Genomic DNA, 13200 nt, shown 5'->3' with positions numbered 1-13200 from the left:
GAGCGGCCATCCTGTCTCTTGCCAGGCAGACAGGATGGCACGCACGTTACTGAACGATCAACGCTACCGCTTCGGTACGCCGTCGCGCCACTCGCCCCAATGCGTGGCGATGTCCTGCACGAGCGGATTGCCCGTGAGGTACAGGTTGTCGATCGCGATCGTGAAGCCGCCCTGCGAAGCGTAGTTGAGCAGATTGTCGGCACTCGATTGCCCCGCGTACGGCCGGTCGAAATCCGAGCCCGCACGCAGCACCGCGACCCGGTTCAGGTCGACGCGATGCACGGTCGCCGCGCGCGTCAGCGCCTCGTAGGTGGCGTTGTCTTCTTGCTGCGTCGTGCAATAGGTGCCCTTGCCGTCGGTCAGGATCTTCGTCCATTGCCGCGCGCGCTCGCCCAGATCCGTGCCCGACCACCAGGTATCGCCCGCCAGGGTGTCGCACTGGAGCACGGTCGGCGGACGGTTCGCTGGCGCATAGCCGTATTTGGCGCGCGCGGCTTGCGCCTGCGCGTCGTCGGAAAGCGTCACGCCGCGCGACAGCGCGAATGCTGCGTTCGTCAGCGCCGGATTGAGCTGGAACACTTCGGTGCGATAGTCGAGCGGCGGCTTCTGCGTCGGGCCCGTCGTGTTGATGCCGAGATAGCCGGTGTTCCAGCCTGCCGGAATTTCGCGTCCGTCGATCTCCCACTGAATGCCGAAGTCGACGAGCCAGTTCGCCCAGGCAGCGGATCCAACGGTCCCCTGCCCCGGATCGATACCCGCGATGCCCGCCACCATGAAGTAGGTGCGACGCAGGTCGAAGCGCGGCGAGAACGTCAGCGCCATGATCGACGCGGCGGCATTCGCGTGCCCCATGCCCGTCGTCATCACGCACACATCCTGGCGATTGCAGTGCACGGCCGGGTAGTCCGGAGACAGGCCGGCAACGGTGATGTCCTGCCACGGTCCGAGATGATCGAGCCACACCTGGCCTTCCGGTCCGAACATCGAAATGATCATGACCTTGACCGGACGGCCATGCGAGCCGCCGTCGTCCTGCGCGAAGCTGTCGTCGGCATGCGCGATGGCCGGTGCAACGGCTGCGCCGGCCACGAGCAACGAGGAAATCGCCGCACCAAATGCACGATTTAGCATAAGAGGCCCCACCTTATTGAAGAACTGCGGTTGCGAGACGTGAATCGCGTGCCGTGTTGTCGACGGATGTCGTGTTTTTTTTCGGCGTGCAGCGTGGGACCTGGGCGTGAGACGTTCAGGCGAAAACGAGTATAAGCGGAGAAAAAAATGCCATCGATTCCGGCGCGCAAGCGCCCTCGCGCGTGACCCGCGCGCGTGAGCCAGCGTGCTATCCTGCACGCCATTGTTCGCCTCTTCCCCTCACTACTCGCATGTCGCTCCACGTCGATCACGCCGCACTCGCCAACACCACGTTTCGCAGCACTGCGCATCAGGAATGGGCTGCGAAACTCGAACTCGGCTTCGAGCGCCAGGGCGCGCGCACTGCGCTTACCCATCGCCTGCACGCGGGACCGTTGCGCGTGCAACGGCCGCTCTACCCCGAAGGCGACGCGATCTGCCACGCGGTGATCGTGCATCCGCCAGCGGGCATTGCGGGCGGCGACCGGCTCGACATCGACGTGAACGTGGGCGACGGCGCGCATGCCGTGCTCACTACGCCGGGCGCGACCAAGTGGTACAAATCGAACGGCCGCGTGGCGCGCCAGCGCATCAACGTGCGCGTGGGCGCAGGCGCGAAGCTCGACTGGCTGCCGCAGAACAACCTCGTATTCGATCACGCCCACGCCGAACTCGAATTCGCCCTCACGCTCGGCGCGGGGGCCACGGCCATCGGCTGGGACGCGACGCAACTGGGCCGCCAGGCCGCGGGCGAGCGCTGGTCGGCGGGCATGATGCGGGCGCTTTCGCGCGTGACGCGCGCGGCGACGGAAAGCGACGGAGACGATCAACTGCTCTGGCTCGAACGCGCACTCATCGACGCCAACGACCCGCTGCGCGACGCGCCGCAAGGGCTCGCGGGCTACCCCGCGTTCGGTGTGCTGTGGGCAATCGGCCCCGCGTGCAACGAGGCCCTCGCACAAGACCTCGCCGCTATCCTGCCGTTCGACGACGCGCTGCGCTCGGGCGCGACCTGCATCGCGCCGGGCGTCCTCCTCGTGCGCGTGGTCGGGCGCTCGATGGAGCCGCTGCAGAACACGCTCACGCAGTGCTGGACGGCGCTGCGGCCTTTCGTGCATGGCGTGAAGGCCGCGCCGCTGCGCTTGTGGACGACCTGAGCGTTTCTCCAGAGCACCGTGGCGGTGCATTCGAGCACCCCTACGCACAGTAGCGCGGCGCAGCAACGCCAATACGGTGCAATATCGCCGTTAGATTGGTGCATCCACGCTGTCCCCTTCATTGGCACACACCTTGCTGAGAGCTTGCATCGATTCGTGCGCGCCGCGCGCGAGGCCGCAAGCTGCCCGTAACCCGGCTCCCTTAAGCTGGCTCGACACCTTGCCCCAACCGACCCAGAACGATGAAGCTCACGCCACGCGAGAAAGACAAGCTCCTGATCTTCACCGCCGCGCTGCTCGCCGAAAGGCGCCGCGCCCGCGGCCTCAAGCTCAACTACCCCGAGGCGGTTGCTTTCATCAGCGCGGCGCTGATGGAAGCGGCCCGCGACGGCAAGACCGTCGCCGAGGTCATGCACTACGGCACCACGCTGCTCACGCGCGACGACGTGATGGAGGGCGTGCCCGAGATGATCCCAGACATCCAGGTCGAAGCGACCTTCCCCGACGGCACCAAGCTCGTCACCGTTCACCATCCGATCCCCTGAGTCGGGAGGAACCAGCCATGATCCCCGGCGAAATGCTGATCGACGACGGCGAAATCGAACTCAACGCAGGCCGCGAGACCATCGTCGTGAAGGTGGCGAACACGGGCGACCGCCCCGTGCAGATCGGCTCGCACTTCCACTTCTACGAAGTCAACGACGCGCTCTCGTTCGACCGTGAAACCGCGCGCGGCTTTCGCCTGAACATTGCGGCGGGCACGGCCGTGCGCTTCGAGCCAGGACAAGAGCGCACCGTGGAACTCGTCGCGCTCGCGGGAGACCGCGCCGTGTACGGCTTCAACGGCCGCGTGATGGGCCCGCTCTAAGCGCGGCCAGCGAATTCAGACGAATTCATCAGGAATCCGACATGACATTGAAGATCGGCCGCCGCGCCTACGCGGAGATGTTCGGCCCCACCACCGGCGACCGCGTGCGCCTCGCCGATACCGAACTCATCATCGAGATCGAGCGCGACTACACCGTCTACGGCGACGAAGTGAAGTTCGGCGGCGGCAAGGTGATCCGCGACGGCATGGGCCAGTCGCAGCGAACGCACGCGGAAGTCGCGGATACCGTCGTCACGAACGCCGTGATCGTCGATCACTGGGGCATCGTGAAGGCCGACATCGGCATCAAGGACGGCCGCATCTGGAAGATCGGCAAGGCGGGCAACCCCGACGTGCAGCCGGGCGTGACGATTCCGATCGGCGCCTCGACCGAAGTGATCGCGGGTGAAGGCCAGATCGTCACGGCGGGCGGCATCGACACGCATATCCACTTCATCAGCCCGCAGCAGATCGACGAAGCGCTTGCCTCCGGCGTGACGACCATGCTGGGCGGCGGCACCGGACCCGCCACGGGCACCAACGCCACCACCTGCACGCCGGGTCCGTGGCATATGGAGCGCATGCTCCAGGCCGCGGACGGCTGGCCGATCAACCTCGGCTTTCTCGGCAAAGGCAACGTGAGCCTGCCGAAACCCGCCGAAGAGCAGATCGCCGCGGGCGCGATTGGCCTGAAGCTGCACGAGGACTGGGGCTCGACGCCTGCCGCCATCGACAATTGTCTGAGCGTTGCGGACGCAACGGATACGCAGGTGGCCATCCACACCGACACGCTCAACGAGTCGGGCTTCGTGGAAGCCACGGTGGCCGCCTTCAAGGGCCGCACGATCCACACGTATCACACCGAAGGCGCGGGCGGCGGCCACGCGCCCGACATCATCAAGGTGTGCGGCGAAGCGAACGTCCTGCCGTCCTCGACGAACCCCACGCGCCCGTACACGATCAATACGCTCGACGAGCATCTCGACATGCTGATGGTGTGCCATCACCTCGACCCGTCGATTGCCGAGGACATTGCGTTTGCCGAGTCGCGCATCCGCCGCGAGACCATCGCCGCCGAGGACATCCTTCATGATCTCGGCGCGCTTTCGATGCTCTCTTCGGATTCCCAGGCAATGGGCCGTGTTGGCGAAGTGATCATCCGCACGTGGCAGACGGCGCACAAGATGAAGGTGCAGCGCGGCGCCCTGCCCGGCGACAACGCGCGTCACGACAACTTCCGCGTGAAGCGCTATGTGGCGAAGTACACGATCAACCCGGCGCTCACGCACGGCATCGCGCACGAAGTGGGGTCGCTGGAGCCCGGCAAATGGGCCGACCTCGTGTTCTGGGAGCCGGCGTTCTTCGGCATCAAGCCTTCGCTGATCCTCAAGGGCGGCATGATCGCGCTCGCGCAGATGGGCGACCCGAACGCCTCGATTCCCACGCCGCAGCCCGTGCATTACCGGGAGATGTTCGCCACGCGCGGCCGGGCGCTCGCGCAAACCTCGCTCACCTTCGTTTCGCAGCTCTCGCTCGACAAGCGCATTCCCGAGCGCTACGGTTTGCAAAAGCGCGTGGTGGCGGTACGCAACTGCCGCAGCGTGACGAAGGCCGACATGATCCACAATGCCTGGCAGCCCACGATCAGCGTCGATCCCGAAACGTATCAGGTCGTCGCCGACGGCCAGTTGCTCACCTGCGAGCCCGCCACGGTGCTGCCGATGGCACAGCGTTATTTCCTGTTCTAAAGTTTTAGCCATGCGCACGATCGACAAACGACTCAACGCGAAGCTCGCGCCGGTGCTCATGCAGCGCGCGCCGACGCTCACGCTCCCTTATGACGCGCGCTGCAAGAGCCGTTTCGCGGCCACGCTCGACACCGGCGAGGAAGTGGGCGTGGTGATGCCGCGCGGCACCGTGCTGCGCGACGGCGACATGCTCGTGGCCGACGACGGCGGCCTCGTGCGCGTGATCGCGGCGGCCGAGCGCGTGCTGCGCGTACGCGCGCCCGATCGCCTCACGCTCACGCGCGCCGCGTATCACCTCGGCAACCGCCATACGCCGGTGGAAGTGGGCGCGGAGGAACTCAAGCTCGAAGCGGACCCCGTGCTCGAAGACATGCTCAAGCGTCTCGGCGCGCAAGTCGAGCGCGTGGAGTTGCCGTTCCAGCCGGAATCGGGCGCATATGGCGGCGGCCACCGCCACGGCCACGACGCAACCTTCGCCGACGACTACGCGCTCGCGCAACGCGTGTACGACGACCATCATGGTCACGCGCATTCGCACGACCCTGCGCATGCGCACCATCACGCTCATGGCGACGATCACGCGCATGACCACGATTGCGGACACGATCACGGTCACTGCGACGGCCACGCGCACGACCACAGCCATGAACATCGCTGAACTCACTGCCCTGCTGCATCTGGCTTCGCCGGCGCTGCCCATCGGCGCGTTCAGCTACTCGCAGGGGCTCGAAGCCGCAATCGATGCACAACTCGTCAAGAACGCAGACGACGCCGCGCATTGGATAGCGGGTGGTCTCGCGAACGTACTCGCTTGCGGCGAGCTGCCCTTTTTGGCGCATCAGATGGAGCGTTGGCGCACGCATGAAGCGCACGCGCTCATCGTGGCGAACGAGGAATTCGTCGCGAGCCGCGAATCGGCGGAACTGCGGCGCGAAACCGCGCAGATGGGCTGGTCGCTGCGTCAACTCTGCGCACAACTCGAATGGGGCGACGCAGAGCGGCGCGCCACGTTGGCGCGCATGACGCCGATTGCGCAACCCACGGCCTTCGCATTCGCAGCGTGGGCGCACAAGGCCGCGCCCGATGCCGCGCTTGCCGCCTACGCATTCAGCTGGATCGAAAACCAGACTGCCGCCGCCCTCAAGGCGGTGCCGCTCGGCCAGCTTGCCGGGCAGCGCATCGTCGTCGCGCTGCGGCCCGCAATCGAAACAGCCGTGGCGCGCGCGCTCGCCACGCCGCCCGAGGCGCTCAACACGTTTGCGCCGCAGCTCGGCGTGCTTTCCGCGCGCCACGAATCGCAATACTCGCGGCTTTTCCGCTCCTGAAACCCGCAGCTCACACACGAACCATGAATTCGCACGCACCCAGCCAACGAACGAAGAAACTGCCGCCGCTGCGCGTCGGCGTGGGCGGCCCGGTCGGCTCCGGCAAGACGACCTTGCTCGAAATGCTCTGCAAGGCCATGCGCGAGCGCTACGACCTCGTCGCGATTACCAACGACATCTACACGAAGGAAGACCAGCGCCTCCTGACCGTTGCGGGCGCGCTGCCCGCCGAACGCATCATGGGCGTGGAAACCGGCGGCTGCCCGCATACGGCGATCCGCGAAGACGCGTCGATCAACCTCGAAGCCGTCGACCAGATGCTCACGCGCTTTCCCGATGCGGACATCGTCTTCATCGAATCGGGCGGCGACAATCTCGCGGCGACCTTCAGCCCCGAGCTTTCCGACCTCACGATCTACGTGATCGACGTGGCGGGCGGCGAGAAGATCCCGCGCAAGGGCGGCCCCGGCATCACGAAGTCGGACCTGCTCGTCATCAACAAGACCGACCTCGCACCGCTCGTGGGCGCGAACCTCGACGTCATGGCCTCCGACGCGAAGAAAATGCGCGGCGAGCGGCCCTTCGTGATGTGCAACCTGAAGGCGCTCGACGGGCTCGACCAGGTGATCGCGTTCATCGAAAAGAAGGGCCTGCTAACGAGCGCCTAGCACGCTTCACCGGCACGCGCCGCGCTCGTAGAGCGACCAGTCCTGCACCGACTTCACGAGCCTCACATCGCATTCGTCGTTATCGAACAGGTGCGCCGGCAACGGCTTCGTATGGCGCACGAAGAAGTAGCGGTATAAACGCCCATCGACCTTCTGCCAGTCGAACGCCGCGGGGTCGCTCATCAAGGGGCCGGGCCGCAGCGGTGAAATATGGTCCGGTTTGAAGCGCACGACCTCCGGCAGGAAGAACGCGAAGTTGAAGTCGACGAAGCCCTTGTCCTCCGCCTGATACCAGAGTGCGAAGGTGTGATACGTCCACAGGTTGTGGACGATATCGCTCTCGGGCGAGTAGATCAGACCGAGCGCGCGCTGACCTGGCTGCGCAAGCGCAAGCAGCGTCTCGAACGGTTCGTTCTCGACGGCGAAACGATGCTCGCGCACCGCGAGCGTGCCGAAATAGCCCCAGCAGAACAGCACGAGCAGCGCCTCGGTGAGCCAGATGCGCGGCGAGGTCGCCGAATGCGCCGGCTTCGCGCCCGCCGCGTCGTCGGCGCGGAACAGCAGCACGTACGCCGGCAGCAAAAACACGGCAAAGCGCGGATAGAGCGCCGCAATGCCGAGCCCTTCCTCGGGTGCGAGGAACCAGACGGCCAGCATCGCGATCATGGGCAGCCATGCGCTGGGATCGTGGCGGTTGAGCTTCGCGCCCATGAGCCACGGCGCGGCCAGCATGAACATCGCACCAAGCATGAAGTACCAGTCCTTCATCTCGGTCGCGACCGTGTCGAGCAGGAAGTTGTAGGCGCGATGCCAGCCGTACGGCCCCGTCCAGTCCCACGACAACGCCGACTGCGATGCGCCGGGGTCCCCCGGTATCACGAGCGCACTGCGCTTGACGAACCACAGATACGCAACGATCAACAGGCCGAGAAACACGTACGGCAGTGCCGTTCGCACAATCGCGCCAATGCGCCGCGTGAAGCACGGAATGAAGGCTGCGCCCACGCCGCAAGCGAACACGAACACGAGCCCATGCGAGAAAAACAGCACGACACCGGCGGCGAACACGCCGAGCCCGCGCCCCGCCGTGGGCGAGACCGCGTAACGGCGCGCGAGGATCAGAAACAGCAGGCCGAGCGGCACGGCCACGAGGAACGTGTAGAAGCCGAACTGCCAGGCAAAGCCGAAGAAGCCGGGCGCGAGAAGCCAGTCGAGCCGGCCGTCGGCTTCGAACGTCTTGCGCAGCGCCACGCCCGCGGCCACCGTGCCGAAGTACGCGAGCATCATGAAGAGCTTGAGCGCGGCGAGCACGGGCATCACGAACGAGAACGCGAACGCCAGCCCATAACCGAGCAGATAAGGCGTGAACCAGTTGATCCACACGATATCGGTCCACGGCGAGGTCCCGGTCACGAGATCGTGCAGCAGCGCGATCTGCGCGGCGTGCTGCGCGAGATCGCCCATTGGCGGGCGCGGTGCGATCCAGAACAGCGCACCGCCCAGCAGCGTGGTTGCCACGAGCAGCATCTGCCTGAGCCAGGCGGCGTCACGCGGCGCGCGGCGCACCCCGGACACCGGCAGGTGCATGCCGGGAAGCGGCGAGTTGCCTTCGCGGCCCGCTGGGAGATGCGCGAGGTCGACCGGATTACCCATGTTCGAACCTCGGCGAGTAAAGCAGGATCATCGCGAGCACGAGACAGCCAGCGCCGGTCATCGAACGCAGCGTGACCGCTTCGTTGCTGAAGATGCCGAAAACAAAGATCTCGATGATCGTGATGCCGACCATCAACGGATAAGCGATACCCAGTTCGATCTTCTTGAGCGAAACCGCATAGCAGATGAAGCCTAGACCGTATGCGCAAAGCGCGCCCAGGCGAAACAGCATTGGGCGGTCGAAGAGCGCATTCGTCAGATGAGTGAAGTTCTCGGTCGAGCGCCCTGCCATGCGCAGCAGGATGCTGGCGATCGCACTAAACGTCCCACTTAGTAGGAGAAAGATAATGTACATGTCGGCTCAGCGTTGGGAACGTAATTATTGATAGGCAACGTTACGTCTCGTGAAAGCTAAAGCGCATAGAAATGGAAGTATGTTCGGAGGCCAACGCTCCCGGAAACGGCCGTGTATGCGGTAATTTGCGGTAATGGAAGCGCTTCCTCGCAAACGTTTGGTGCACGCGCAGCCAACCGGATTGCTTGCGGACGAAACGATCTGGCACGAAAAAAATCGCCGGGACGACTACGCCGTTGCGCAGAGGGGCCGCCGAACGCGAAGCAAGCGGGAACTCATGCGTAGACGGCAGCAAACGCATCTTTGGGCGTGAGGGCCGTCGTTACGCGAAACGGCTGCGTGGATGTTTCCGGCTGAATTCGCCCGGCAGAGTGGGATGCGCATGGCTGCAAGCGGCAGCCATGTGCGCCAGGCGATATGACGCGTGTCCATCAGAAAGATGATGCGCCCGCCTGGAGTTCGAAAGGACGACTGACGATGCGTCTGGCGAGGTCGATTTCGGCGAATCGCTTCGTTTTCTTGACGGCCGTTGCTTTGGCGCATTGGCCAGGCGGTGAACCTTCAACCTTGCCGTGGGGGGGACGTGCGGCGAACGCGCTGGATTGGAGCGGATTGCGCGTAGCCGCACGCGAAGTCATGCATCCGGAACGAGCGCCTGGATAACGTCCACCGTGCGCGCCGTCGCGCCGCGGTGACGCGAGGCGAATGCCGCTGCCGCCGCGCCCATCGCAACCCGGCGCGGCTTGTCGTTGAAGAGTTCGCGCAAGGCGCGCGCGAGATCGGCGGGATCCTGAACCTGCAGCGCCGCGCCCGCCGCGGTGGCGTCGGCTGTGGCCTGCGTGAAGTTGAACACATGCGGCCCGATCAGCACCGGCACGCCCACGGCGCACGCTTCGATCAGGTTCTGCCCGCCGAGCGGCAACAGACTGCCGCCGATAAACGCGAGGTCGGCGGCGGCGTAGTAAGCGCCCATCTCCCCCATCGAATCGCCGAGCAGGACGCTCACGTCCTGCGGCAGCACGCGCACGCCCTCATGCGCCGAGGCCGCTGCGGTGGCAGCCGGCGCCCAGTGCGAGCGTCGCTCGAGCTTGAAGTTCTTGCGCTCGACGAGCGCCGCAACTTCGTCGAAACGCTGCGGATGGCGCGGCACCAGGATCAGCAGCGCGTTCGGTACGTTCAGTGCAGCGAAGGCCTGCAACACGAGTTCCTCTTCGCCTTCACGCGTGCTCGCCGCGACCCACACCGGCCGCTCGCCGATCGCGCGCCGCCACTCGCGGCCACGCGCGATCAGCGCCGGCGGGCTCGCCATGTCGAACTTGAGGTTGCCGAGCACCACCACGTTGCGCGCGCCGAGCGCGGTGAGGCGCTCCGCGTCCGAGGGGCTTTGCGCGAGCACGCGCGTAAAGCCGCCGAACACCTCGCGCGTGCCTGCGCCGAACTTCGCCGCACGCTTGAACGAGCGCGCAGACATGCGAGCGTTGGTCAGCACGAGCGGCACATCGGCGTGCTTGCATTCGTCGATGAGCGTGGGCCAGACTTCGGTTTCCATCACGAGACCGAGTGACGGCCGCCATGCACGCAGGAAGCGCCGCACCGCGTGCGGCATGTCGTACGGCAGATAGCAGCGCAGCACGCGATCGCCGAAGAGTTGCTGGCCGGTGGCACGGCCGCCCGGCGTCATGTGCGTGAGCAGGACGCGTGCGTCGGGGCGCGCCGCCAGCAGCGCGTCGACGAGCGGCTGCGCCGCGCGGGTCTCGCCCACGGAGACGGCATGCACCCAGATGAGCGGCGCGTCGTCCTCGGGCAAGCGCCCGGCCGAGTAGCCGAAACGCTCGCCGATATGCTCGCGATAGCCGCGCTCGCGGCGCGAGCGGATGAATAGCCGCAGCACCGCGAGCGGTGCAATGAGCCACCACGCCGCGCGATAGATCGCTCTCAGCATCCGGCCTCCGCGACGGCCAGGGTCATGCGAAACGCCGCGGCCGCGCGGCAGGCGGCGTCGGCTGGCACGTCGGTCGGCAGGCTCATCGCGCGTGGATTCAAACCAGTTCCTTGCCCTTGAGGCGTTCGAGAATGCCGAGCGGCGCCCATTCGGGATGCACCATGTCCTTCACCGGCAGAAAGAAGGTCTGCTCCATCATGAACTGACCGGACATCACGGCATGCGAGGTGTGATCGGAGAAGCACACCCACACGCTGCCCGGCGGAAAGCCGATGGTCTCTTGCGGGCTCGTCTTCTGATAGTCGAGATCGGCCTTCATGCCGTCGTGGAGGTTGAGCATCAGATGGTCGTACTCGCTGCGCGGCGACTTCGTGATGTGCAGCAGGTTCTGCAGCCACGCCGAGCCGGGAAACTGCGGCTTGATGTTCGGCAGGAAGCGCTTCGCCATGTCCTCGAACGGCTCGCCCACGCGCCACACGCGCGGCACGCCGTTCGGGTTGACGTTGGTGAACACGCGCAGGATGCGCTCGCCGTAGTTCGGGCGCGAGGGAAACGCATCCACGTGCAGGCGCGAATCGTCCTTGCGCCACGAGGTCTCGCGCGTTTCCACCTGGTGCAGACGCAGGCTCGTGGGCGCCACGCGCAGCTTGCCGGTGTACTCGGGAAAGAGACCGTCCACCAGCGTGCGGGCGCACGTCTGGTAGCGTGCGATCAACGCACGCACAGCCGACTGCGTGACGGTGTCGCCCAGCACGCCGTGCAGCGCGCCGCCGTTGGGGTCGAGGCTGATGTTCTTGCGCTTGGGGTCGGCGATCGCGGGGTCGAGCAGCGCGCGCTCGCCACCTTCGATCGCAAAAGCCAGGTTCGGAAAATACAGGACCTTGCCTTGCTCGACGGCGTTGAGCAGCGTCTCGCGCGGTTGCGAGAGCTGCTGGCCGCGCCAGTCGGCAGAAGTGATTTCAATGATCTGGGATTCGTTCATGGTCGCCCCTGGAAGCGATGGATCTGATTGCCTGCCGGTGTGGCGCGGTGCGAGCGTGGCGCGCCTTGTTGCCCGCCGCGATGCGCGCTTCGTTGCCCGCTTTAACGCCCGCGTTGGTGCCCGCTTTATCGCCCGCTTTTACCCTCTCGCGCGGCTCATGCCGGTCAAGCCCTGGCGCTCGCTTGTGCATGTTCATGCACCGTCGTACGCGCCGATTCTTATACCCGCAGCCTCCGGGGTGCGCCTTGACGCGCCGCAGCCCCTCAGTCTGTCTGGCGCCCGCGATGGCCCGGCGCTTCGCTACAGCAACCCGAAGCCCGTCAGCGCGCCCTTCACCTGCGCGAGCGTTGGCGGCTGGCCTGCCGTGCCCAGATTGACGACGTTCGGCGACCAGTAGCCGCCCGTGCGCCAGGCGGTCGCGAAATTGTACAACTCGACGGTCGGGCGCTTCAGCGCCGCCGCGATATGCACGAGACCGGTGTCCACGCCCACCGTGGCCGCCGCGCCGTCGATCAGGCCGACCACGGCAGGCAACGAGAGTTTGGGCGGCACGATCGCCGCTTCGCCGAATTCGCGCGCAAGGCGCTCGCTCGTGGCGCGTTCGGCCTCGCTGCCCCAGGGCAGCACGAGCGACGCGCCGCGCCGCACGAGCGCCTGGCCCAGCTCGATCCAGTGCTGGTCCGGCCACTGCTTGTCGGCGCGCGAGGTGGCGTGCACGAACACCACATAGGGCACCGGCAGGTTCAGCCCCACCCCCGCGAGCGCTTGGGCGGCGCGGTACGTGTCGAGGCCGAAGTCGATGTCGTCGGTGACTGAAGGCGGCGCGAGTTCGAGCGCGCCCGCAACCAGCTGGCGCGTGCGCTCGACCACGTGGGTGCGCGGCTCGATGCGGATCGAGCGGTCGTAGAAGAAACGCACGGGCCATTCGTAGCCCGCGCCATCCGTGCGGTTGCCAAGGCCAACGAGCGGCCCGCGTGCCCAGCTTGCCACCCATGCCGTCTTGATAAGCCCCTGGCAGTCGATCACGAGATCGTACTTCTCGGCCGCGAGCGCACGCCGAAACGCGCCGATTTCGCGCCAGTTGGCGCTCGACAAGAGGCCCTTGCGCCAGCGGCGCAGCGAAAACGGAATCGCGCGGCGCACGCCCTCCACGAGCTCGACGAGCGACTGGAAGCCCTCTTCGACGAGCCAGTCGATCTGCGCGTCGGGGTAGCGCCGACGGATATCGGCAATGGCGGGCATGTTATGGACGACGTCGCCAAGCGACGACACGCGCACGATGAGGATCTTTTGCACGCTCAAGGCTCTTGGGCCAGACAGATTAAAAAGGTGCGCAATTTTAGCGCGCCGCACGCAAATGCGAAGAAAAAC

13 protein-coding genes are annotated in these 13200 nt (G+C 66.0%); 7 read left to right on the top strand and 6 right to left on the bottom strand.

The window, feature by feature from the left end:
• Nucleotides 1-63: 63 nt before the first annotated feature.
• Nucleotides 64-1131 (bottom strand): purine-nucleoside phosphorylase, encoded by a 1068-nt coding sequence (locus FAZ97_RS03455; RefSeq protein WP_158757203.1) that lies wholly within the window; start codon nucleotides 1129-1131, stop codon nucleotides 64-66.
• A 251-nt stretch (nucleotides 1132-1382) separates the two neighbouring features.
• Between FAZ97_RS03455 and FAZ97_RS03450 the strand changes: the two genes are divergently transcribed.
• From FAZ97_RS03450 to ureG, 7 genes are all read left to right on the top strand, one after another.
• On the top strand, nucleotides 1383-2288 hold the full coding sequence (locus tag FAZ97_RS03450) for an urease accessory protein UreD (RefSeq protein WP_158757202.1): 906 nt from the start codon (nucleotides 1383-1385) through the stop codon (nucleotides 2286-2288).
• Between the two features lie 242 nt (nucleotides 2289-2530).
• Nucleotides 2531-2833 carry an urease subunit gamma gene (ureA, locus tag FAZ97_RS03445; RefSeq protein ID WP_017773123.1) on the top strand — a complete coding sequence of 101 codons (303 nt, stop codon included), beginning with the start codon at nucleotides 2531-2533 and terminating at the stop codon, nucleotides 2831-2833.
• 17 nt (nucleotides 2834-2850) lie between these two features.
• Nucleotides 2851-3156, top strand: coding sequence for an urease subunit beta (locus tag FAZ97_RS03440; RefSeq protein WP_158757201.1), 306 nt, complete (start codon nucleotides 2851-2853; stop codon nucleotides 3154-3156).
• Nucleotides 3157-3197: 41 nt separating this feature from the next.
• The gene (gene ureC, locus FAZ97_RS03435) at nucleotides 3198-4904 is read left to right on the top strand and encodes an urease subunit alpha (protein ID WP_158757200.1); all 1707 of its coding nucleotides are present in this window, start codon (nucleotides 3198-3200) and stop codon (nucleotides 4902-4904) included.
• Between the two features lie 10 nt (nucleotides 4905-4914).
• The gene (ureE, locus tag FAZ97_RS03430; RefSeq protein WP_158757199.1) at nucleotides 4915-5562 is read left to right on the top strand and encodes an urease accessory protein UreE; all 648 of its coding nucleotides are present in this window, start codon (nucleotides 4915-4917) and stop codon (nucleotides 5560-5562) included.
• Complete coding sequence (locus FAZ97_RS03425) at nucleotides 5549-6229, top strand: urease accessory protein UreF (RefSeq protein ID WP_158759039.1); 681 nt, start codon at nucleotides 5549-5551, stop codon at nucleotides 6227-6229. Before ureE ends, FAZ97_RS03425 begins: the two co-directional genes overlap by 14 nt.
• Before the next feature lie 23 nt (nucleotides 6230-6252).
• A complete protein-coding gene (gene ureG / locus FAZ97_RS03420) occupies nucleotides 6253-6897 on the top strand; it encodes an urease accessory protein UreG (RefSeq protein WP_158757198.1) in 645 nt (214 codons plus the stop codon).
• 6 nt (nucleotides 6898-6903) lie between these two features.
• Here ureG and FAZ97_RS03415 read toward each other — a convergent pair whose 3' ends face one another.
• The 5 genes from FAZ97_RS03415 to waaC all read right to left on the bottom strand — a co-directional run bounded on the left by FAZ97_RS03415 (nucleotide 6904) and on the right by waaC (nucleotide 13131).
• Nucleotides 6904-8550, bottom strand: a complete 1647-nt coding sequence (locus FAZ97_RS03415) for a hypothetical protein (protein ID WP_158757197.1) — start codon at nucleotides 8548-8550, stop codon at nucleotides 6904-6906.
• A complete protein-coding gene (locus tag FAZ97_RS03410; protein ID WP_158757196.1) occupies nucleotides 8543-8905 on the bottom strand; it encodes a DMT family transporter in 363 nt (120 codons plus the stop codon). Before FAZ97_RS03410 ends, FAZ97_RS03415 begins: the two co-directional genes overlap by 8 nt.
• 634 nt (nucleotides 8906-9539) lie before the next feature.
• Complete coding sequence (gene waaA, locus FAZ97_RS03405; RefSeq protein WP_158757195.1) at nucleotides 9540-10847, bottom strand: lipid IV(A) 3-deoxy-D-manno-octulosonic acid transferase; 1308 nt, start codon at nucleotides 10845-10847, stop codon at nucleotides 9540-9542.
• Nucleotides 10848-10944: 97 nt separating this feature from the next.
• Nucleotides 10945-11829, bottom strand: a complete 885-nt coding sequence (locus FAZ97_RS03400) for a Kdo hydroxylase family protein (RefSeq protein ID WP_158757194.1) — start codon at nucleotides 11827-11829, stop codon at nucleotides 10945-10947.
• Between the two features lie 300 nt (nucleotides 11830-12129).
• Nucleotides 12130-13131: a lipopolysaccharide heptosyltransferase I gene (gene waaC / locus FAZ97_RS03395; protein ID WP_199272069.1), complete on the bottom strand. Its 1002-nt coding sequence runs from the start codon at nucleotides 13129-13131 to the stop codon at nucleotides 12130-12132.
• Between the last annotated feature and the right edge of the window lie 69 nt (nucleotides 13132-13200).

The sequence above is a fragment of the Paraburkholderia acidiphila genome (assembly GCF_009789655.1).
Lineage (GTDB): Bacteria > Pseudomonadota > Gammaproteobacteria > Burkholderiales > Burkholderiaceae > Paraburkholderia > Paraburkholderia acidiphila.
This window is presented reverse-complemented; position numbering and strand designations above follow the sequence as displayed.